We start from the raw sequence: 21,630 nt of genomic DNA on the forward strand, positions 1-21,630 counted from the left end.
GTAAAAATGAATTGTTTAGGGGGAGAAAACATGGAGACAAATGGTGGTCCACATACAACTGAACAAGAGCTAAAATATGCTGGATTTTGGATAAGGTTTGTTGCCTATGTGTTAGATAGTTTTATCATAGGAATTCCAGCAACATTTCTCATCTTTGTTCTTTTGTTTTATTCGGTAGGCTCCACAATTGGTATGGAAGCATTAACTGATCCAGCCTTTTTAGATTCAACCTATGTTGAAGCAGAAATATCTGACCAAGAAGCACTTTCATTCCTAGTGGCATATCTTCTATCAATATTAATTAGTTTAATTTTAACGGTCATCTATTTTGCAGGAATGCATGCGTCTAAATGGCAGGCAACCATTGGTAAAAAAGCTCTTGGTCTTATCGTAACTGATTTAAAGGGGAACAGAATAACTTTTTGGAGAGGGCTAGGTCGTTACCTTGCAATGATTTTCCTTTCATCGATATTTATGATTGGATATATTATTACAGCCATTTCTGAAAAGAAACAATCTCTACATGATCTTATTGCTGGAACCTATGTTCTCCGGAAGTACTAACGTAGTTAATTGAAAACAGCATAAAATTAAAAGGGAAATGGAGGAATTTGTTGAATATTTATGTAGAAAACTAGGGGGTGAAAAAATTTGAAGAAAGATGAAATAAGAGAACATTATGTTAATTTTCAAGAATGGCTCTTTTCCCTACATGAATTAGACGATAAAGTTTGGTTTGCACCAATTGCAGAGGGGAAATGGTCGACAGCAGCTATCATATCGCATTTATTGTTTTGGGATAGATATTCGTTTAATGAACGATTCCCAGCATTCCAACAGGATGCACTTTTAGAGGGATTTCCAGATTTTCAAGAAGTAAATAAGGCTGCAAAAGAATATGCTCATAGTGGGGTTTCTAAAGAACAATTAATCGCAGAAATTTTGAGGGATAGGGAACAGTACTTTCATATAATTGAAAAGTTAAATGAAAAAGGTTTAGATATTTCCTTTTCAATTGGAACACATCGTTTAACTGTAGTTGAATATTTCAATGACTTTATCGGACATGACCTACATCATCAAAAGCAAATAATGGAAGTAATAAAAAAACAATAAAGTCAAAAATGACGTGTTTGAAACAAACACGTCATTTTTGACTTTACATGAACGATACTATTCCTCTACTAATTCAGCAACCTCGACAATTGTTCGTTCTTCTAATGGTCCTCTTAGATGAACCGTTGCAGTTCGTCCATCTTCATTTAGTTGATCAATCCATACTGATGTCCCATTATATTTAACCTCGATATCGGCAGTTGAAGATATGATCTGCTTTACACGTCTAATATCCATGAATATCACCTCAATTTTAATTTCAATTTTAGTTTGTTATTTCTTTCTCTTTTTATACTCTTGGATTTGCTTGAACAAAAAAGGCGTACCGGATTGGTACACCTTTTAATAGCTTTCCCCTAGCTTTTTAAAAACGGGTTTAGTGTAACTTTTTTGAGCATTAGTTAATGGAGATGTATGCTCTTTTAATCCAGTGTAGGACTGTAACAACAGCTTAGCTTGATTTAAAGAAAGCGTTGCTTTTGGATTTCGAATTTGATCATCTAACTTTCCTAGGTGAGGAAGTTCAGCGAAATCTGCTTTTGTAGGAGGAATGTGAAAGGTATATTGATCACATGCTACTAATACATCTGATCTTTGTTGACTTTTTCCTGGATTTTGAGAAAAATGTAATCCTACTTTTTTTGCTTTTCCCTCAACTAGCATTTTTTTTAATGCTTCATGCTTAAGTGTATACAGCTGTTTTGGATTTGGAGCAGTTTTGGCATGACGATTTACAGTGAAGATAGCCTGAGCGAGGTTACTTACAGTTGGTTCGATTACTTGAGGAGCTTTAGTTTTCCTATCCACAATGGTAACTCCTTTCATATGCAATGGTTATTTAGTTTATCTATCAATTCTATTATATCTTTAATATTGAAAAACCAAAACCTAAAACTAAAACATTTTTCTTTTCAATTACTAAAGAAAAGGTAAAATAGAGTTAGGAACTAATACAAATAAAAAATGATATAAAAGAAATGATACTTCTATCAATAAATATTTGTTAATAGATATCAAGATCTATTTGAGGATGGTTTAATGGATAAGAATGACATTATAATCGAATCTGAATTTATTAATACTTTTTCAAGTAATCATACTGAAAAGATAATTATTGATATAATTATTCGTCATGTAAAAGATATGGTATTTATTATGAAGGTAGAAAAGGGTCCTAAATTCAGATACGTATTCGCGAATGATTCAGGTTTAAAGAGAGCAGGAATTACTAGAGATTCAATCGGTATGTTAATTGAAGAGGTCATGCCTGAAGAAATTGCAATCTACTTGCAAAGAGAATATGAGAGCCTACTAAGCACAGGTGAAATGACCGTTTTTGAAGATGAATTATCATTAGAAAATAAAATGATTGCCTATGGTGAAACAATCTTAACACCAGTAAAAGATAAAGTAGGAGTCATCCAATATGTAGTAGCGGTAACGCGTGATGTAACCGATAATCTTAAGGAAAAAAATCGACTAGTCGAAAGTGAGCAACATTATCGTTCCATTATCGAACATAATATGGATGCGATATTGTCGATTAACATGGATGGAAAAATAGTAGAAACAAACCCAGCAACACACCTTTTAACTGGCTTTTCCGCAACACAAATGAAAGATAAGTTGATTTTTGAGTTTATTGCTAACAGTGATTTATACCATTTTAAAAAATTGTTAGAGCAATCGAAAGCGGGAATAGCATTAGAGTCATTAGAATGTCGGTTCGTTCATTACAATGGAAATGCCCTTACTTTACATATAAAGACTGTCCCAATTGTCATTTTTGAAGAAATCAAAGGGATATATGTTATATTACGGGATCTTTCTGAGCAGGCAAAGCATGCGGAAACTTTGAAATATATGGCCTTTCATGACCAATTAACGGGATTACTTAACCGTCGAGCATTAATCGATGATATGGAGGCAGCAATTAAAAATGCAAAAAAATTCAATGATGAGTTTGCCCTCATTTCAATTGATTTAGATCGGTTTAAATATTTAAATGATACTTTAGGTCATATTTCCGGAGATGAAATTCTAAAGAAGGTTGCTGAGAGGCTTTCTGAAATTCAAACAAGTAACATTCAAGTCTACCGCCAAGGCGGGGATGAATTTATGATATTGATATTTGACACAAGTCGTCATAAGGTTACTCGCTTTGCTGAAAGGATTCTATCCAAATTTACAAACACTTTTTATTTAAATTCAAAAGAATATTATATATCCCCTAGTATAGGAATTAGTATGTTTCCAACTGATGGACAGGATTCTGAAACGTTAATAAAAAATGCTGATGAAGCACTGTTTAGAGTTAAAGATAGAGGAAAAGCGCATTATCAGTTTTATCGACCTGAAATGAACTCCGAAATTCAAAACGTTGTATCATTGGAAATGCATTTACGTAAAGCTATAGAAAAGCAGGAGTTAATTCTCTTATTCCAACCGCAGATTGAATTATCAACTGTTAAGGTGAAAAGTTTTGAGGCATTAATACGTTGGAATTGCTCTGATCTTGGGATGATATCGCCTAGCGACTTTATCCCTTTAGCGGAAGAAACAGGTTTAATTATTCCTATTGGTAACTGGGTTATTGAAACCGCTTGCAAACAAATTAGGAATTGGAACGATAAAGGTTATGAAGACATTCGTATTGCGATAAATATTTCTCCAAAGCAGTTTCAACAAACGAATCTTGTGAATAAAATTAAAACTATGCTTGAGAAATTCCACATCGAACCATCTTCCTTAGAAATAGAAATAACAGAAGGAGCTATGGGTGATAAACAAGAAACCATTCCGATTCTTAAAAGTTTAAAGGAAATCGGTGTAACCATTTCAGTAGATGATTTTGGAACAGGATATTCTTCTTTAAGTTATTTGAAGCAATTTCCTATTGATGTCTTAAAAATTGACCAATCCTTTGTAAAAGATGTTTTGAATAATGAAAAGGATGCAGCCATTACAACAACGATTATTCATTTAGGGAGAAGTTTAGGATTAGAAGTTATAGCCGAAGGTGTAGAAAAGGCTGAACAAGCAGAGTTTCTACTAAATGCACAATGTCAAAAGGCACAGGGTTATTACTTTGCACGACCTTTGGTGGTAGAAGAAATAGAAAAACGTTTTTTACTTAAGTAAAATTATGATTAAAAGCTAATAAAAAGGGAGGTTGTTATGGATTTCGATAACAGACCTTCCTTTTTATTGTGAGGAGTTTAAAGTAAATAAAGTTATTTCTGGCTTTGAAAGGAACCGAAAGGGTAACCGGGTTGTACCGATTCCCCGATTAACATAAAGTGTTAATGGTGTCTCAGTTACATTTATTTCATAAAAACCTTCTCGATAGTTTTTTGCAAATGGTGGTGTGATTAAAGCACCAACAAATGGAATTTGAATTTGCCCCCCATGACTATGTCCACTTAACTGCAGTTGAATCCCGTAATCGACTGCATTGTCAGCAAGATCGGGAGCATGAGATAGCAATATTTTATAGTGGTTTTTAGGTACATTTTCTATAGCTGATTCAAAATTAGGTCTACCTAACATGGCATCATCAATCCCTAATACATAAATACTACTTCCATCTAAAAGCTGAATTTGATCAGAGGCATTTAATAATAATCTAAAATCTGCTAACTCCATAATGTTTTTATAAATATCCGAGCCATAGCCACCATGATCATGATTTCCGTAAATAGAATATTTTCCAAACGGTGCTTGTAAGTTCTTAAGAAGTGGCACAATTTCTTCTGTAAAAGGGTATTGGTTTGGAGCATCCATTAAGTCTCCTGTAAAGAAGATAATATCTGGTTTAAGGCTACTAATCTGCGTTAACATCTTTTTAAATTGATTCAAATCATAGTGAAAACCTAAGTGAGTGTCACTAAATTGAACGATTTTAAAACCGTCGAAGCTTTTGGGAATATCATCATGGGAAATGACATGTTTATTGATTTTTAATAATCTTGGTTCAATTTGATGGGCGTAGAAGTAACCGCCGTAACCAGCACCAACCATCGTTAAAACAGATCCAAAGGTTCGCTTGATAAACGATCTTCTTGAAAGCTTTTTTTTCATATTTCGATTACCAACCTATCTTCCAATTTACTTTTTAATACTAACAAAGATATCTCTGAAAAAGAAGTAAAATCTTTCATCTTCATGAAAGCGTGTATAACCACCTCTAATAGAATTATTCGAAAATTCAATGAATATGATACAATGGGTAGTGAATGGTCATTCATTTTTTAGGGAGGGGAATAAATTGAATGGGAAAGTTGTAATTATCACTGGTGGATCAAGTGGAATGGGGAAATATATGGCAATGGAATTTGCTAAACAAGGTGCTAAAGTGGTTATAACAGGAAGAAATATGGATAAATTAGAATCAACAAAAGCTGAAATCGAATTATCCCCAGATCAAATCCTTACCATTCCAATGGACGTACGTGAAATAGATGGTGTAAAGAGAATGGTGGAAGCGACAACAGAAAAATTTGGAACTATCGATTATTTAGTTAATAATGCAGCAGGTAATTTTATTAGTCCTGCTGAAAAGCTTAGCGTTAATGGATGGAAATCCGTAATTGATATCGTACTAAATGGGACATTTTATTGTAGTAGCGAGGTTGGAAAGTATTGGATAGAAAAAGGAATTAAAGGGAAAATAATTAATATCGTTGCGACATATGCATGGAATGCTGGTGCTGGTGTCATCCATTCAGCGGCTGCTAAGGCAGGGGTGTTATCCATGACACGTACATTAGCTGTAGAGTGGGGAAGAAAATATGGAATAACCGTTAATTCCATTGCACCTGGGCCAATTGAGCGTACAGGTGGGGCAGAAAAACTCTGGGAATCTGAGGCCGCTGCAAAACGAACATTAAATAGCGTTCCGCTTGGAAGATTAGGCACACCTGAGGAAATTGCTGGCCTAGCTTGCTACCTATTCTCTGAACAAGCCGCCTATATAAATGGAGAATGCATCACTATGGATGGCGGTCAGTGGTTAAATCAATTTCCATTTTAATTAATTACCAAAATAAAGAAGGAGACTATCTGATCAATTTGGTCTCCTTCTTTAACCTTATTCGTAACTAACTGCTCTTGATTTTAATGCATGCCATGAGTTGATAAAACGCTTTTTGTTTACTTTCACTTTTTTCCTTCCAGAAAGAGGATCGTTTAAGTAAACAAATTGTTGGTCATAGCCAACTAACACGACTGCATGAAGATCTAGTGGTGTTTTTATGACATGATTCCCATGTTTCCATGATTCCCATCGATCGGGTAATCGATAATCCCCTGTAGTCCAGACGACCACTGGATATCCTTTTGAAACATGCTGTAATACTTTATCAAATGATTGATTCGTTAAATTAACTGCTCTATCTGGTAAATATTCGTTTACTAATTGGGCAATTGGTTGGTCAAACACCGCATATCCTGCATTTCTTCCCGTCATATCTCCAACAAAACCATCATGAGGATTACCCCAACCGAGAATATCACCACTTGATGATCTCTTAATTGGGCGCGGATCTTTTTTAACTTTATTATATAGCTCCATTTTACTTACTTTAACTCCTGCATATTGAAGGACCATTGCTAAACTGGTTACCTCACATCCATATCTCAACTCGGGATTTTGCTTAATTAAAGGGACATGAATCATTTTTGTTTGTGAAATAGGTGTGACAAGTTTATCCTTAATACTATGGTTTTGCTGAAAAATATAGTCATTTATAGATTTATCAGATATAATCTGAACGGGTTGTTGTTGGGGTTGTTCATACGTCACTTTGTTAGGTGTTGGCAATTCAATTAATTGCGTATGACTAAAACCAAACAAAGGAATCATTAAAGCAAAAATATGGATTTTCATCATCAGATTCATCCTTTCTTTTTGCCTTATTAGTATGTGTTTGATGTTCGTTAGATTAGTTAGTCTTCTATTGGTAACGTATGAAGGAAGTGTTAAGCATATAGAATATAATGTAGAGAATAAGGAGGTTTTTGTATGGATGCATTGGATATCTTAACAGATTTAGATAATGTTTTTCCTTATTTTCAAGCGATATTTAGTGCTGATGAACATCGAATAATTGGGTACGAAGTATTTGGACGGTATCGAAGTGGGTTGGACGTAATCAGTATTGGATATTTCTTTGAAGACCAACAAATTCCTGAAGAGTACCGATTGTTGGTTGATAATACAGTTCTTAAAAAGGCATTGGATCAAGCGTTAAGCCTAGATAAAGATATCTTGTTATTTATTAATCGAAATGCAACTGTTTTACTTAATGACGAAGATGAAAGCTTTTTAAATATTTTACACGTTTATGAAAAATTAGGGATCGATTTAAATCGGTATGTATTGGAGATATCTGGTGGCTTAAACCTAGGTGAAGTCGATCGTTTAGATAACTTGTTGAATTATTACCGTACTTATGGCATTAAGATTGCTATGGATAAAATCGGTGATGAAAGTGGACAGCTAGACCGAATCGGTCAACTTGCCCCTGAAATCATTAAAGTGGATTTAAAAGCTTTAAGATCGACGGAAACATCACGATCTTTTCAAGATGTTCTATTCACATTATCGATGTTAGCTAGAAAAATTGGAGCCACGCTTTTATTTGAAAATATTGAGATGGTTCATCAGCTTCAGTTTGCATGGCGAAATGGTGGCCGATACTATCAAGGCTATTATTTACAAAAGCCCACAGAACAGTTTTTAGACCGTTCAATCTTAAAAGAACGCTTGAAGACGGAAATACATGAATTTATCATATATGAAAAAAAGAAACTTTCATCCTTAATGGATATGAGAAATGCTCTACAGCTCAAAATACAAAATGTACTTGTTAAAAATAAGAAGCTTGATTCGTATGATGACTGGTTAACGGTTCTTAGCAAGGAGTTTCAAGAGATGGCATTTCGCTTATATGTATGCGATGGGGAAGGCTTCCAAAAGTCAGCCAATTTTTTTAAGCATAATCAAAATTGGATCCTACAAAAAGAATATATAAACAAAAACTGGAGTTGGCGACCGTTTTTCTTGGAAAACATCATATACATGTTAAAAGAGCAAAAAGGAATTTTATCTGATCTTTATAGTGATATCGAAACTGGTGAGCAAATTCGAACTTTTTCATACCTTTTGAATGAACATGATTTTTTATTTGTGGATATTAGTCATGATTACCTATATGACCACTTGAAATTCTAGAGTCGATATTCGACTCTTTTTTTTATTTATTCTGTCTAATAGTGCCGGCTTTTTGCGAACGATTTGTTGATTCATTTGTCACGTTTGTTGCTAAAATGAATATACTATATGTTTAGACTCATAAAAGGGGGAAATTGCATGCGGAAAGTATACGTTCCAGTACTTATGTTCTTTGTTCTTATTATTTATATCCTACCAGATTCCCCTAAAGCAAGTGAGGACCAGCTTAATAGTCGTGAAAAAGTCTTTCAATTTTTAGAATCCGCTTTCCAGGCTCAAATATCATTAAGTGAAAAAGATCGGACGATGGAAGAGATTGATGCTTTATTGGATCCATTCTTTACAAAACAATATCAACAGCAGTTTTTAGAAGTGAATCTTCAAGAACAAAACGGAAAATTCTTTACGTATGGTACCGATTTTGGTCAATTGTATATACCGTTTTTTGCTTTTTCTGAAAACACAAAAGTAGTAATAGAGAAGAAAAAGATTTATGTTTTTGAATATTTCCCGAAAAATCAGCTAGGACCTGTTGGATATGATGCACATTATGAGGGGCTATTGATTGACAAAATGGAAGAACAATGGAAGGTATCTCAATACTTAGTCAATCAAGTTCCTGAAACAATTATTAGGCAAGCATTAGAAATGCAAGAAACTTCTGAATAGTAGAAACAACGCACCTAAAAAAACTTTCTCTTTTTTTTACTTGTACATATATACCTTGGTAATTTATTCTGTTAATATGGGAATGTTATTTTGGTAAATCTTGAAAAGGGCTTATTAGGATAAAAACAAGTTAACAGTTAAACCTAATAGTATTGTATGGTTTGAAAGGAGAGAGAATATGTCACAGCTACAAGGAATTTTAACACGATTAAAAAACTTGCAGGAACAAGCAAGTGGGGGCGAATCCTCCCAAAGATATTTTGAGGTAAATGGGGAAAGGAAATGCCAAGTGACATTTCACCCCAAAACGGTTACTTTTGAATTAGAAGTTTACAATGAGAAAGAAAAACCAAAGCGTTATCAATTTGATAATATTGACATGATAACGATTGAAATTTTTGATCTGATCCAATAACGAAGAGACCATGAGTGGTCTCTTTTTGTTTTATGATGATGAAATTTTTTCTTATGTTCAAATGATAATTCTGTCTATTTTACGACCAAATCATTAAATCTATGTTAAAATTAGCTGAACATATATATTCAATACTTAAGGAGCATTTGAATGATTAACCTTCATAGTGGTGAATTCATAGATATTAACATTCAAGATTTAATGATTCCGTCTGAAAGAGTAGCACACGTTCAGGTTGGTAATACGTTAGAACATGCCTTACTTGTTCTAACTAAAAGTGGTTATACCGCCATTCCTGTTTTAGACTTAGAGTATAAGCTGAAAGGCTTAATTAGCACCCCGGTTGTATTGGATTCAATTTTAGGACTGGAGAGAATTGAATTTGAGAAATTAGAAAAAAATCGCGTTGAAGATGTTATGAACCACTCTATTCCTAGAATTTCCTTAACTGATTCACTTTTGAAAGGATTAGGATTATTGGTTGATCATCCTTTTATATGCGTTGAAAATAAGGATGGATATTTTGAGGGGATTTTAACAAGAAGAGCAATATTGAAATTGCTTATTCCGAAAAACTAAATGTCAAATCAGTGTTATTATAGTCCCCTAAATTAGGGGGCTATTTTTGGTAGCTCGATTATCATTTAAGATAATGGAAATCTCCAAAAAATAAGATATACTATAAGAAAAACTTATTATGAGGTAGTATATGTCGTCGCTTACTGAATTCCAATTGTTAACCGTGCTTGCGCAAGAAATGAATATGAGAAAGGCAGCAGAGCGACTTTTTGTCTCACAACCAGCACTGTCCCAACGCCTCCAAAACATAGAAAAGGATTGGGGAACGAAACTGTTTATTCGGTCGCAAAAAGGATTGGCTTTAACGCCAGCTGGAGAGCATGTGATCAATTTCGTAAATGAAACTTTGCATCGAGAGGACGAAGTTCGTGAGGCACTTCATGCATTACAAAATGAAGTGCATGGTACGTTGAAAATTGCTGTTGCTTCTATCGTTGGTCAAAACTGGTTACCTCAAGTATTAAAGATGTTTATCCAACGGTATCCGCAAGCTAAAATTTCACTCATTACCGGCTGGAGTAGCGAAATTTTAAAAGCGATGTATGAGGACCAAGTACATATCGGCATTATAAGAGGGACCCCAGATTGGAAGGGGGTAAAAATTCACCTATTTAAAGATGGCCTTTACTTAGTTGATACGGAGATAACGAAACCAGAACAGGTATTGGAAACGGATCGTCCATTTATACAATTTAAAAGCGATTCAAATTATTATCAAGAAATTCAGGATTGGTGGCACAGGAAATTTCAAACAACACCTAAACGTACAGTGGTTGTGGATCAAATTGAAACATGTAAGCAAATGACATTTAATGGTATTGGTTACGCGATTCTCCCGTCGATAACTTTAAATGGAGCAGAAAAAGATATTTTTAAAGTACCTTTATTAGATGAAAATGGAGAACATTTAAGTCGGGATACATGGTTATTAGGTTATGAATCCGCATTTGAGCTTAAGCAAGTAAAAGCGTTCGTTGAACTTATTCAAGAATTTATTATTAAGACTGGTAAGTGAATAAATATTACTTGTCTTAAATAATGTTGTTTGTTAAAGTATGTTTTAGTAATTAAACTAAATAGGGGGAATTAGCGATGAAAATGATGGATGCTAACGAGATAATTTCTTTCATTCAAAACAGTAAAAAGGCTACACCTGTTAAAGTATACATAAAAGGTAATCTTGAAGGAATTGATTTTGGATCTAGTTCTAAAACGTTTATTACAGGAAATACTGGAGTTGTTTTTGGTGAATGGTCTGAAATCAGTGTAGCTCTTGAAGCAAACAAAAGCCAAATTGAAGATTATGTCGTTGAGAACGACCGCCGTAATTCAGCGATACCATTGCTAGACACAAAAAATATTAAAGCACGTATTGAGCCAGGCGTCATTATTCGTGATCAAGTAGAAATTGGCGATAATGCTGTCATTATGATGGGGGCATCCATTAATATTGGAGCTGTTATCGGAGAAGGTACGATGATTGATATGAATGTTGTTTTAGGTGGACGTGCAACTGTAGGAAAAAATTGTCATATCGGAGCAGGAACTGTGCTTGCTGGCGTAATTGAGCCACCTTCTGCTAAACCAGTAGTTGTTGAGGATGATGTAGTTATTGGGGCTAATGCGGTTGTTTTAGAAGGTGTTACAGTAGGAAAAGGCGCTGTTGTTGCAGCAGGAGCCGTTGTCATTGATGATGTACCACCTAATACAGTTGTTGCTGGTACTCCTGCACGTGTCATCAAGCAAATCGATGAAAAAACTAAATCAAAAACTGAAATTAAACAAGAATTACGACAATTATAGAAATGTTGAAGTAAAGCGTGGAGCAATCCACGCTTTTCTTTAAGGAGGAGAAATCATAAATGAATCCATTTGTTTCGATTCGGAGAGAGCTACATCAAATTCCTGAATTAGGGTTTCAAGAATTCAAAACTCAAGCATATTTGTTCAATTATCTTTCTACATTACCCGAAGGAAGAATGACAATTAAAAAATGGGAAACTGGTTTATTTGTAAAAGTTCATGGACTTAATCCGACCAAAACAATTGGTTATCGTGCAGACATAGATGGCTTACCGATTACGGAAGAAACAGATTTGCCCTTCTGTTCTACACATGAAGGTAGGATGCATGCATGTGGACATGATTTTCATATGAGCATTGCCTTAGGGGTTTTAACCTTTATCGTAAACAATCCTATCAATGATGACTTATTGTTTATTTTTCAACCAGCGGAAGAAGGTCCTGGCGGAGCAGAGCCCATGCTTAAATCTGAGGTAATGCAAGAATGGAAGCCTGATATGATTATTGCGCTTCATATTGCCCCTGAATATCCTGTTGGTACAATTGCCATCAAGGAAGGATTGTTGTTTGCAAATACATCCGAACTTTTTATTGATCTTAAAGGTAAAGGTGGACATGCGGCTTATCCGCATAAAACAAATGACATGATTGTTGCCGCCTGTGCCCTCGTTTCTCAATTGCAAACGGTTATCGCTAGAAATGTCGATCCACTTGATAGTGCCGTTATTACTATTGGGAAAATAACTAGTGGTACCGTTCAAAATATTATCGCTGAACGAGCACGCCTAGAAGGGACGATTAGAACCCTTTCTGCAGAGTCAATGGTAAACGTGAAAAAACGTGTAGAGGCGATTGTAAAGGGAATTGAAGTAGGCTTTGAATGTGAAGCCAACATTGATTTTGGTTGTATGTATCACCAGGTTTACAATCAAGAAACTTTGACAAGAGAGTTTATGAATTATATCGAAAAAAGTAGTGAAATGTCTCTTTATGAATGTAAGGAAGCGATGACTGGTGAAGATTTTGGGTATATGCTTAAGGAGATTCCTGGCTTTATGTTTTGGTTAGGAGTGTCTTCCGATTACGGACTACATCATTCGAAGCTTAACCCTAATGAGAATGCGATTGAACAAGCAATTCAGTTTATTACTAGCTACCTAGTATTTAAAGATAAGAAATAACAAATAAGTGCAAATTATTTTATTATTTTTAAACTAAGTGCTAAACTAAAGTTGTAGAAATATGGATTATTGGTTTATTTCTTTATGAAATAGGGAAAACCATGTAAGGGGATTGGACAACTTTTGTTAATAATAGATGTTCTTAAATTAAAATTATTATCATTTAATATTGACTAAAAAGTATATATCCGCTATAATAAAAAATGTCGAAGAAATGGGATTACATAAAACTCATTTTAAAATTAAAATTGGAGGGATTTACATGCCAGAACGTATGGTTGGAAAACAAGCTCCACGCTTTGAAATGGATGCTGTACTTGCAAACAAGGAGTTCGGAAAAGTAAGCCTAGAAGAAAATATTAAAAATGGTAAGTGGACGGTCCTTTTCTTTTATCCAATGGATTTCACTTTCGTGTGCCCAACTGAAATTACTGCGCTATCTGACCGTTATGATGAGTTTGAAGATTTAGATGCTGATGTAATTGGGGTTTCTACTGATACTATTCATACACACTTAGCATGGATCAATACTGATCGTAAAAACAATGGGCTAGGTAATTTAAATTATTCTTTAGCAGCTGATACGAATCATACTATTTCTAGAGAATATGGCGTTTTAATTGAAGAAGAAGGAATCGCTCTTCGTGGCTTATTTATTATTAGTCCAGAAGGTGAATTAATGTATTCTGTTGTTAACCATAACAACATTGGCCGTGATGTAGATGAAACATTACGTGTACTTCAGGCATTACAAACTGGTGGGTTATGCCCAGCTAACTGGAAACCTGGACAAGCTACTCTATAATTCTTAACTAGCCTAGACCTAACTTTTTTGGTTAGGTCTTTTTATAAGGACTATTAATGAGGAGGGATTATTTTGAAATTACGTCAACCGATGCCTGAGTTAACTGGTGCTACTGAATGGCTAAATAGTGAAGTGTCTAAAGAACAATTAGTGGGAGAGAGACCTACACTTATCCACTTTTGGTCAGTCAGTTGTTACCTGTGTAAGGAAGCAATGCCTCAAGTGAATCAATTCCGTGACCAATACAAAGATAAACTTAATGTAGTGGCAGTACATATGCCAAGATCGGAAGAAGATTTAAATATTGAAGAAATTAAGAAAAGTGCAGCTGAACACGGGATTAGTCAACCAATTTTTGTTGATAGCGAGCACAAATTGACGGAAGCCTTTGAAAATCAATATGTTCCTGCGTACTATGTATTTGATAAAGAGGGTAATCTCCGACATTTCCAAGCAGGCGGAAGCGGTATGAAGATGCTTGAAAAACGAGTTAACCGTGTTCTTGAGGAACTAGAAAAAGCTGAATAAATCCTTTAAAACCGACAAAAATGCTTGTCGGTTTTTTATTTTTTAAAATTTTTAAATAAAATACTGGAAAAATACTTCGAAACCCGATATATTAATAGTTATGTTCTTTATTTATAAAATTTAAAAAAATCAAACAAAGAGGAGGGCCTTCATGGAAACGTTTAAAAAATTAAGGCCATATTATTGGCCATATGTAAAATATTTTATTTGGTCCATTGTGTTTTTATTGCTAGTAACAGCGATTACAACTGTGTATCCTGTCATTTTACAATTAACCATCGATGAAGTGATGTTAGGAGAAAACTATAATTGGATTCCATACCTTGCCATTGGTTTTATTGTTTTAATGGCTTTTAAAGGAGTAGCAACATACATAAATCAATATTATGGAGATTTATTTGGAATCAAAACTGTATATAAACTTCGAAATTCATTATACGAGAAGCTACAGTTTTTACCGTTCCGCTATTATGATAATGCCAAAACTGGAGATTTAATGTCCCGTTTAACAGCAGATGTAGAAGGTTTTCGTTTTTTCTTATCGTTCGGAATCTCTGAACTTATTAGACTAGTACTTTTAATCGGAATTAGTTTTGCGGTTATGTTCTATTATTCCATTTCACTAACTCTAGTAACAATGGTGACTTTACCATTTTTAGCGATTGTTGTGTATAAATTTGATCGTGCAGTCCATCCTGCCTTTCGTGGAATACGTAAGTCCTTTGGGAAGTTAAACACAAAAGTACAGGAGAACATAAGTGGAATCAATACAGTAAAATCTTTATCCCGTGAAGAATTTGAAATTGGAAAGTTTAATGATTCTAATGGCGATTATAAAGAAAATTATTTAGCAACTTCCAAAATTTGGGCTAAATTTTTTCCTTTAATGGAGTTTTTAGGAAACTTGAGTGTCGTCTTTTTGTTATCATATGGTGGCTATTTAGTTATTGAGGGCAAGTTACAGCCTGGAGAATTGGTTGCCTTTTATAGTCTTGTCTGGTACATCATTTGGCCAATTGTGAATCTAGGGTTCGTTATCAATATGTTTTCACAGGCAAAAGCCTCTGGTGAAAGACTATTAGAAGTGCTTGAAGAAGAACAAGAAATCGTTGAGGTGGATCAGTCGATTGAAATTGTAAAACTTCGTGGAGAAGTTGAATTCCAAAATGTAACATTACGTTACGATGCTGAAGCTAAGGATGCCCTATATGATATTTCCTTTAAGGCTCATCAAGGAAAAGTAATCGGTCTTATTGGATCGACAGGCTCAGGTAAAACAAGTATGACACAATTGATGACTCGTTTTTATGAGCCTGTAGCTGGTGAAGTGTTTATCGATGGTCTAAAGGTTAATGAATACAGTTTGCAATCATTACGAAGAAATATTGGGTATGTGCTTCAAGAATCCTTTTTATTCTCCTCATCCATAAAAGCGAATATTTCTTATGGTAACCCGGATGCATCGATGGAACAAATTATTGATGCAGCTAGAAGGGCTCAAGCGCATGACTTTATTATGGAGCTACCAGACGGTTACGATACGATTCTTGGTGAACGTGGAATGGGTTTATCTGGAGGTCAAAAACAGCGGATTGCGATTGCGAGAGCCATCTGTGTGGATCCTAGCATTTTAGTTTTAGATGATGCAACAAGTGCTGTTGATATGGAAACAGAATTCAAAATTCAAAAGGCACTAGTTGAGGTTATGAAAAATAGAACAACCTTTATTATTGCTCACAGAATTTCTTCATTAAAACATGCAGACGAGATATTGGTTTTAGAGGAAGGGCGTATTGTTGAACGAGGAGTTCATAGTACTCTAGTAAACAATCAGGGTTTATATCAAAGAATATATGAAATTCAATATAAAGATCAATTAGTTAATATGCCAACACAAGCGGGTTGAATGAAGGAGGTGCAACGATGAATAAGAAAAAAGTGAACGAAAATGTATTGAAAAGGTTCCATTACTCGACAGACTCAGTGATTGATAAGCCTTTTAACTGGCATCAAATGCTTCGATTATTCAGTTATATGAAGCCATATCGTAAAAACTTATTACCACTTTCTATTGCAATGGTTATCATTACAACTCTTGTAAGGTTAGCGATTCCGATCTTAATCGGTAAATATACGATAGATAAAGCGATTGTTGAAAAGGATATGAGCTTGTTGACCATTTTGGTTACCATTATTGGTAGCCTCTATGTATTATCCTATGTCGCCAACATTTTTCGAATAAAATGGATGAACGACCTTGGTCAGAGTGTCATTTATGATTTGCGAAAGCATTTATTTACGCATGTTCAAAATTTATCGCATCGATTCTTTGACCAGCGCTCTGCTGGATCCATCTTGGTAAGAATTATGAATGATATTAATTCATTACAAGAATTATTTACAAATGGTGCGATTAATCTATTAATGGACCTAGTGTTATTATTTGGGATTATTATTATCCTATTTACATTAAGCCCGTCTCTAACGATTGCTGTACTTTTGATTTTACCAATTATGTTCTTCATTTCTACAAGCTTGAGAAGGAATATTCGACGTTCCTGGCAGCTTGTTCGATTAAAGCAAGCAAAAATGAATTCGCATTTAAATGAAAGTATTCAAGGGATTCGAGTGACTCAATCCTTCACTCAAGAAAAGGAGAATATGGCCTTTTTCGATGGAGTGAACTGGGAAACTTATGAAAGTTGGAGAGTAGCCTCCCAGAAGAATGCGATGTTTAGACCGATGGTTGAAATGACAAATGCACTTGGTACTGCTGTCCTTATATGGTATGGGACAAGTTTAATTCAAACTGGTCCATTAACAATCGGAGTATTTGTTTCTTTCGCCTTTTATTTAGGGATGTTCTGGGAACCGATTTCACGCCTTGGTCAAGTGTATAATCAGTTACTTATGGGGATGGCTTCCTCAGAGCGGATTTTTGAATTTTTAGATGAAAAACCTTTAGTAGCTGAAAAAGAGAATGCCATCGAAATTAAAGATTTGCAAGGACGTATCCAATTTGAAAAGGTAGTTTTTTCATATGATGAAAATCGAACAGCGTTAAATGGCATCGATCTTGAAATTCATGCAGGGCAAACCGTTGCTCTAGTTGGACATACAGGTTCAGGAAAAACAACGATTGCGAATCTTGTTAGCCGATTCTATGATGCGAGTAGTGGGGTTGTAAAGATAGATGGTATGGATATTAAAGATATCTCCCTTAAAAGCCTTCGTCATCAAATTAGTGTCGTATTACAAGATACGTTTATCTTCTCAGGAACAATCATGGATAACATCCGATTTGGTAGACCAGATGCAAAGGATGAAGAGGTAATGAGCGCTGCGGAAGCAGTCGGAGCGAACTTCTTTATCGAGAAGCTTTCTAATGGTTATCTAACAGAAGTAGAAGAGCGAGGAAATGTTTTATCTGTTGGGGAACGACAACTATTATCTTTTGCTCGTTCTTTATTAGCTAATCCCAAAATATTAATTTTAGACGAGGCTACAGCTAGTATTGATACGGAAACGGAATTAAAGATACAAAATGCATTAAAAACTCTTTTATCGGGACGAACAGCAATAATTATTGCCCATCGCCTTTCAACGATAAGAGAATCTGATTGTATTTTTGTTCTAGACCATGGACATATCATTGAAAGAGGTAATCACCAACAGTTAATGGAATTACAAGGCGAATACCATCACCTCGTGAAAGCTCAATTCCAAGTAAATAGTGCTAGTTAGTTTAAAAAAATCAAAAATGGTGTATGAAGCAAATATTGTTTCATACGCCTTTTTACGTTAAGTCTAAGATGTAACTTTGCTTAGAATAATCCCGTCTAATAAAAAAAGAAGTAGTGAGGTGACGTCAATGAAGAAGAGATGGGGGCATCTGTTAATTAGTTTGTTAGTTTTTCTATTAGCTGCTTGCAGTTCTCAATCCGAGGAGAAATCTAGTATGGATATGGCGCAATCGAATGAATCAGGCTCGATAGCTATAAGTGAGGATTCAACAGTAGCATCTGAAGAAAAAAGTGATTCTGATGAATCAGTTGATCGAATGGTCATCTATAAAGCCAATCTCCGAATGCGTGTAAAGAATTTTGAAAATGCCCAAAAAGAGATGGAAGCAAAAGCTAAAAAATATAACGGGTTTATGATTGGTTCTACTTCTTATCGTGATAGTAACGAACAAGTAAGTGGTTCAATTACACTTAGAGTTCCTCAGCAACACTTTCAAAGCTTTTTAAATGATGCAGAAGGGGTAGCCGAGGAAGTGCTAGAACGTAATGTGAACGGGCAGGATGTTACTGAGGAATACGTAGACCTTGAATCACGACTGCGTGCCAAGAGGGTTGTTGAGGAAAGATTATTAGAATTTATGAAAAATGCCCAAAAAACTGAGGATTTATTAAAAATCTCTAGTGACTTAAGCGTCGTTCAAGAAGAAATTGAACAAGTTATGGGAAGAATGAAATTTCTAGAAAATCAATCTGCCCTTTCCACGATCACGATTGACTTGTATGAAAAGAATGTAATCGTTCCTAATCTTGAAAAAGATGATCTCAATACTTGGGAAAAAACGAAGAAACAATTCGTAACAAGTACGAACTTCCTTCTAGGGGCATTCTCTGCAATATTTGTCTTTTTCATAGGGAATTTACCGGTTTTCCTTCTATTAGCTATTTTTATGGTTATCATATTTTATAGTATTAAAAAATCAAGTCGTCAGAAGCCTAGAGAATCATCTAACCGGGAAGACAAAAATGAGTGAATGTTCGAAGAATAAACTCTCTAAATGGAGGGTTTATTTTCTTTAAAGTATATTTTCTATAAGTGAAGGATTTATGCTAAAATAGGAGCATGATTTTTGTAATTTGTGGGTGGAGGAATAGTTGTGAAAAAAGAATTTGCTGTTATTGGTTTAGGACGTTTCGGGGGGAGTATTTGCCGAGCTTTATCTGAACAAGGCATGGAAGTCATGGCTATTGATAACAATGAAGAACGTGTAAACCAATTTGCAATGATTGTTTCACATGCCGTCGTTGGGGACACAACGGATGAAGCGGTATTAAAAAGTCTAGGTATTCGTAATTTTGATCACGTCATTGTTGCAATAGGTGATGATATTCAATCGAGTATTTTAACTACGCTTATTTTAAAAGAACTAGGCGTGAAAAATATAACCGTTAAAGCACAAAATGATTACCATGAAAAGGTACTATTAAAAATTGGAGCAGATCATGTTGTACACCCTGAACGAGACATGGGGAAACGAATTGCACACAATATTATTTCAAATAATGTTCTGGATTATTTAGAACTTTCTGAAGAACATAGTATCGTAGAGATTGTAGCTAGTAGTAAATTGGATGGTCATTCTTTAATCGATTTAGATATTCGAGCGAAGTATGGAATCAATATTGTTGCCATTAAGCGTCAGGATGACATTCTAGTGTCACCTCAGGCAAATGAAGTCATCCGCAAAGGTGATATACTTATTGTCATTGGTGCAGACTTAGATATTAACCGCTTTGAGAAGAAGGTTATTCAATAAAATAAAAAAGGGATACTTCGCTTAACAGCAAGTATCCCTTTTTATTTTAATTAAAGGTAGAGTTTATTTGTATTAAACCTCCATAATAATCGGTAGGATCATTGGGCGGCGTTTTGTTTTTTCGTATAAGAATGGTGCTAATGAATCAGTGATTTCGTTTTTGATTTCTGACCATTGCGTGGTTTTACGGTCAGCTATTACTTTAGTTAAATGCTTCGATAGTAAATTTTGAGCTTCATTAATTAAATCACCAGATTCACGCATATAGACAAATCCACGTGAAATGATATCTGGACCAGAAGCAATCTTTGATTCTTTCATATTGACACTAACGACAACAACGACTAACCCTTCTTCTGAGAGTATGCGTCTATCGCGAAGAACGATGTTACCAATATCACCAATACCACTACCATCGATATAAACTACCCCAGATGGAATTTTACCAGCTACTTGGGCAAAATCCTCAGATAGAGCTAATACTTCACCGTTATCCATAATAAAGCAGTTTTCTTCAGGGACTCCGCAATCAATCGCTAGTTTTGTATGCATTTTCTGCATACGATATTCACCGTGAATAGGCATGAAAAACTTTGGCTTGATTAATCGTAGCATTAGTTTCTGTTCTTCTTGTCCACCGTGTCCTGATGTATGGATATCACTTAGAGGGCCATGAATGACTTCTGCTCCTGCTTTAAACAACATATTAATGGTACGGCTTACACTAATCGTATTGCCCGGTATAGGTGAAGATGAGAATACTACCGTATCACCAGGAATAATTTGAATTTGACGATGTGTTCCATTAGCAATCCGTGAAAGGGCAGCCATTGGCTCTCCTTGGCTTCCTGTACAAAGAATGGTCACTTGATTAGCCGGAAGACGATTGATTTGATTTGCTTCAATAAAGGTATCCTTAGGAGCAACGATATAACCAAGGTCTTGTCCAATAGTTATTGCAGCTTCCATACTTCTTCCGAATACAGCTACTTTACGTCCATTTTGAACGGCAGCCTCTACAACCTGTTGCAAACGGTGAATATTTGAAGCGAATGTAGCAAAGATCACTCGTCCATCCACTTTACGAAAAATATCTTGAATACTCTCCCCAACGCGACGCTCAGACATCGTGAAATTTGGAATTTCACTATTTGTACTATCAGAAAGAAGACATAAGACACCTTCTTTACCGATTTCAGCCATCTTTGTTAAGTTTGCAGGCTCGCCAACTGGGGTGAAATCGAATTTAAAGTCACCTGTATGAACAATTTGACCATTCGGCGTTTTTACAACAATCCCATATGAATCTGGAATACTGTGAGTAGTTCTAAAGAAAGAAACAGAAGTTTTTCTGAATTTAATAATATCTTCTTCTTTGATTTCGATTAGCTTTGCATTTCTTAATAAGCCATGTTCTTCAAGTTTATTTCTGATAAAACCAAGAGCAAGCTTACCGCCATAAATCGGAATATTAATTTCTCTTAATAGGTAAGGGATTCCACCAATATGGTCCTCATGTCCATGGGTAACAAATAAACCTTTAATTTTATCCTCGTTCTTTACTAAATACGTATAATCAGGAATAACGTAATCGATACCTAAAAGCTCGTCTTCTGGAAATTTAATACCAGCATCAATCAATATGATTTCATCTTGAAATTGAACTGCATAAGTATTCTTACCGATTTCTCCTAGACCACCTAAGGCAAAAACAGCTGTTTGGTCATTTTTTACAAATTTCAT

The 21,630-nt window shown here is 35.0% G+C and carries 22 protein-coding genes; 17 read left to right on the forward strand and 5 right to left on the reverse strand.

The window, feature by feature from the left end:
* Positions 1–30 precede the first annotated feature (30 nt).
* Both LRP83_RS11600 and LRP83_RS11605 read left to right on the forward strand, forming a co-directional pair.
* Entirely contained in the window at positions 31–564 is a 534-nt protein-coding gene (locus LRP83_RS11600) for an RDD family protein (RefSeq protein WP_230496852.1), read from the forward strand.
* An 87-nt stretch (positions 565–651) separates the two neighbouring features.
* Positions 652–1,116 carry a DinB family protein gene (locus LRP83_RS11605; RefSeq protein ID WP_230496853.1) on the forward strand — a complete coding sequence of 155 codons (465 nt, stop codon included), beginning with the start codon at positions 652–654 and terminating at the stop codon, positions 1,114–1,116.
* Positions 1,117–1,173: 57 nt separating this feature from the next.
* On the opposite strand, the gene LRP83_RS11610 is transcribed toward LRP83_RS11605, so the two are convergent.
* Together LRP83_RS11610 and LRP83_RS11615 are read right to left on the reverse strand one after the other, a co-directional pair.
* Positions 1,174–1,353, reverse strand: coding sequence for an H-type small acid-soluble spore protein (locus LRP83_RS11610; protein ID WP_230496854.1), 180 nt, complete (start codon positions 1,351–1,353; stop codon positions 1,174–1,176).
* 105 nt (positions 1,354–1,458) lie between these two features.
* The gene (locus LRP83_RS11615; protein WP_230496855.1) at positions 1,459–1,941 is read right to left on the reverse strand and encodes a YkyB family protein; all 483 of its coding nucleotides are present in this window, start codon (positions 1,939–1,941) and stop codon (positions 1,459–1,461) included.
* A 213-nt stretch (positions 1,942–2,154) separates the two neighbouring features.
* On the opposite strand from LRP83_RS11615, the gene LRP83_RS11620 reads away from it, so the two are divergent.
* The gene (locus LRP83_RS11620; RefSeq protein WP_230496856.1) at positions 2,155–4,257 is read left to right on the forward strand and encodes a putative bifunctional diguanylate cyclase/phosphodiesterase; all 2,103 of its coding nucleotides are present in this window, start codon (positions 2,155–2,157) and stop codon (positions 4,255–4,257) included.
* Between the two features lie 63 nt (positions 4,258–4,320).
* Here LRP83_RS11620 and LRP83_RS11625 read toward each other — a convergent pair whose 3' ends face one another.
* Entirely contained in the window at positions 4,321–5,196 is an 876-nt protein-coding gene (locus LRP83_RS11625; RefSeq protein WP_230496857.1) for a metallophosphoesterase, read from the reverse strand.
* Between the two features lie 187 nt (positions 5,197–5,383).
* On the opposite strand from LRP83_RS11625, the gene fadH reads away from it, so the two are divergent.
* Positions 5,384–6,148, forward strand: a complete 765-nt coding sequence (gene fadH, locus LRP83_RS11630) for a 2,4-dienoyl-CoA reductase (protein WP_230496858.1) — start codon at positions 5,384–5,386, stop codon at positions 6,146–6,148.
* Between the two features lie 57 nt (positions 6,149–6,205).
* On the opposite strand, the gene LRP83_RS11635 is transcribed toward fadH, so the two are convergent.
* Positions 6,206–7,006, reverse strand: a complete 801-nt coding sequence (locus tag LRP83_RS11635) for a C39 family peptidase (RefSeq protein WP_230496859.1) — start codon at positions 7,004–7,006, stop codon at positions 6,206–6,208.
* Between the two features lie 132 nt (positions 7,007–7,138).
* Here LRP83_RS11635 and LRP83_RS11640 point away from each other — a divergent pair, with 132 nt between their 5' ends.
* The 13 genes from LRP83_RS11640 to LRP83_RS11700 all read left to right on the forward strand — a co-directional run bounded on the left by LRP83_RS11640 (position 7,139) and on the right by LRP83_RS11700 (position 19,887).
* Positions 7,139–8,350, forward strand: a complete 1,212-nt coding sequence (locus tag LRP83_RS11640; protein ID WP_230496860.1) for an EAL domain-containing protein — start codon at positions 7,139–7,141, stop codon at positions 8,348–8,350.
* Positions 8,351–8,488: 138 nt separating this feature from the next.
* Positions 8,489–9,019: a DUF3993 domain-containing protein gene (locus tag LRP83_RS11645; protein ID WP_230496861.1), complete on the forward strand. Its 531-nt coding sequence runs from the start codon at positions 8,489–8,491 to the stop codon at positions 9,017–9,019.
* 178 nt (positions 9,020–9,197) lie between these two features.
* Positions 9,198–9,434, forward strand: a complete 237-nt coding sequence (locus LRP83_RS11650; RefSeq protein ID WP_230496862.1) for a YkuJ family protein — start codon at positions 9,198–9,200, stop codon at positions 9,432–9,434.
* 150 nt (positions 9,435–9,584) lie between these two features.
* Positions 9,585–10,013 (forward strand): cyclic-di-AMP-binding protein CbpB, encoded by a 429-nt coding sequence (gene cbpB, locus LRP83_RS11655; protein WP_230496863.1) that lies wholly within the window; start codon positions 9,585–9,587, stop codon positions 10,011–10,013.
* Positions 10,014–10,143: 130 nt separating this feature from the next.
* A complete protein-coding gene (gene ccpC / locus LRP83_RS11660; protein WP_230496864.1) occupies positions 10,144–11,028 on the forward strand; it encodes a transcriptional regulator CcpC in 885 nt (294 codons plus the stop codon).
* A 77-nt stretch (positions 11,029–11,105) separates the two neighbouring features.
* Entirely contained in the window at positions 11,106–11,816 is a 711-nt protein-coding gene (gene dapD / locus LRP83_RS11665; protein ID WP_230496865.1) for a 2,3,4,5-tetrahydropyridine-2,6-dicarboxylate N-acetyltransferase, read from the forward strand.
* A 59-nt stretch (positions 11,817–11,875) separates the two neighbouring features.
* A complete protein-coding gene (locus LRP83_RS11670; protein ID WP_230496866.1) occupies positions 11,876–12,997 on the forward strand; it encodes an N-acetyldiaminopimelate deacetylase in 1,122 nt (373 codons plus the stop codon).
* Between the two features lie 262 nt (positions 12,998–13,259).
* Positions 13,260–13,802: a peroxiredoxin gene (locus tag LRP83_RS11675; protein ID WP_230496867.1), complete on the forward strand. Its 543-nt coding sequence runs from the start codon at positions 13,260–13,262 to the stop codon at positions 13,800–13,802.
* Positions 13,803–13,874: 72 nt separating this feature from the next.
* Positions 13,875–14,330, forward strand: coding sequence for a redoxin domain-containing protein (locus tag LRP83_RS11680; RefSeq protein ID WP_230496868.1), 456 nt, complete (start codon positions 13,875–13,877; stop codon positions 14,328–14,330).
* A 151-nt stretch (positions 14,331–14,481) separates the two neighbouring features.
* Positions 14,482–16,236, forward strand: a complete 1,755-nt coding sequence (locus LRP83_RS11685) for an ABC transporter ATP-binding protein (RefSeq protein ID WP_230496869.1) — start codon at positions 14,482–14,484, stop codon at positions 16,234–16,236.
* Positions 16,237–16,253: 17 nt separating this feature from the next.
* The gene (locus tag LRP83_RS11690) at positions 16,254–18,074 is read left to right on the forward strand and encodes an ABC transporter ATP-binding protein (RefSeq protein WP_230496870.1); all 1,821 of its coding nucleotides are present in this window, start codon (positions 16,254–16,256) and stop codon (positions 18,072–18,074) included.
* A 127-nt stretch (positions 18,075–18,201) separates the two neighbouring features.
* Positions 18,202–19,104 carry a DUF4349 domain-containing protein gene (locus LRP83_RS11695; RefSeq protein WP_230496871.1) on the forward strand — a complete coding sequence of 301 codons (903 nt, stop codon included), beginning with the start codon at positions 18,202–18,204 and terminating at the stop codon, positions 19,102–19,104.
* 123 nt (positions 19,105–19,227) lie between these two features.
* The gene (locus LRP83_RS11700) at positions 19,228–19,887 is read left to right on the forward strand and encodes a potassium channel family protein (protein WP_230496872.1); all 660 of its coding nucleotides are present in this window, start codon (positions 19,228–19,230) and stop codon (positions 19,885–19,887) included.
* A 72-nt stretch (positions 19,888–19,959) separates the two neighbouring features.
* On the opposite strand, the gene rnjA is transcribed toward LRP83_RS11700, so the two are convergent.
* Positions 19,960–21,630, reverse strand: a complete 1,671-nt coding sequence (gene rnjA / locus LRP83_RS11705) for a ribonuclease J1 (RefSeq protein WP_230496873.1) — start codon at positions 21,628–21,630, stop codon at positions 19,960–19,962.

Source organism: Pseudoneobacillus rhizosphaerae (genome assembly GCF_917563885.1).
Lineage (GTDB): Bacteria > Bacillota > Bacilli > Bacillales > Cytobacillaceae > Pseudoneobacillus > Pseudoneobacillus rhizosphaerae.

Bases quoted from the DNA above. Each gene is read 5' to 3' on its own strand.
- LRP83_RS11600 (WP_230496852.1), top strand. From the start codon at position 31: ATGGAGACAAATGGTGGTCCACATACAACTGAACAAGAGCTAAAATAT.
- LRP83_RS11610 (WP_230496854.1), bottom strand. From the start codon at position 1,353: ATGGATATTAGACGTGTAAAGCAGATCATATCTTCAACTGCCGATATC.
- LRP83_RS11615 (WP_230496855.1), bottom strand. From the start codon at position 1,941: ATGAAAGGAGTTACCATTGTGGATAGGAAAACTAAAGCTCCTCAAGTA.
- LRP83_RS11620 (WP_230496856.1), top strand. From the start codon at position 2,155: ATGGATAAGAATGACATTATAATCGAATCTGAATTTATTAATACTTTT.
- LRP83_RS11625 (WP_230496857.1), bottom strand. From the start codon at position 5,196: ATGAAAAAAAAGCTTTCAAGAAGATCGTTTATCAAGCGAACCTTTGGA.
- LRP83_RS11635 (WP_230496859.1), bottom strand. From the start codon at position 7,006: ATGATGAAAATCCATATTTTTGCTTTAATGATTCCTTTGTTTGGTTTT.
- LRP83_RS11640 (WP_230496860.1), top strand. From the start codon at position 7,139: ATGGATGCATTGGATATCTTAACAGATTTAGATAATGTTTTTCCTTAT.
- LRP83_RS11645 (WP_230496861.1), top strand. From the start codon at position 8,489: ATGCGGAAAGTATACGTTCCAGTACTTATGTTCTTTGTTCTTATTATT.
- LRP83_RS11650 (WP_230496862.1), top strand. From the start codon at position 9,198: ATGTCACAGCTACAAGGAATTTTAACACGATTAAAAAACTTGCAGGAA.
- cbpB (WP_230496863.1), top strand. From the start codon at position 9,585: ATGATTAACCTTCATAGTGGTGAATTCATAGATATTAACATTCAAGAT.
- ccpC (WP_230496864.1), top strand. From the start codon at position 10,144: ATGTCGTCGCTTACTGAATTCCAATTGTTAACCGTGCTTGCGCAAGAA.
- dapD (WP_230496865.1), top strand. From the start codon at position 11,106: ATGAAAATGATGGATGCTAACGAGATAATTTCTTTCATTCAAAACAGT.
- LRP83_RS11670 (WP_230496866.1), top strand. From the start codon at position 11,876: ATGAATCCATTTGTTTCGATTCGGAGAGAGCTACATCAAATTCCTGAA.
- LRP83_RS11675 (WP_230496867.1), top strand. From the start codon at position 13,260: ATGCCAGAACGTATGGTTGGAAAACAAGCTCCACGCTTTGAAATGGAT.
- LRP83_RS11685 (WP_230496869.1), top strand. From the start codon at position 14,482: ATGGAAACGTTTAAAAAATTAAGGCCATATTATTGGCCATATGTAAAA.
- LRP83_RS11690 (WP_230496870.1), top strand. From the start codon at position 16,254: ATGAATAAGAAAAAAGTGAACGAAAATGTATTGAAAAGGTTCCATTAC.
- LRP83_RS11695 (WP_230496871.1), top strand. From the start codon at position 18,202: ATGAAGAAGAGATGGGGGCATCTGTTAATTAGTTTGTTAGTTTTTCTA.
- rnjA (WP_230496873.1), bottom strand. From the start codon at position 21,630: ATGAAATTTGTAAAAAATGACCAAACAGCTGTTTTTGCCTTAGGTGGT.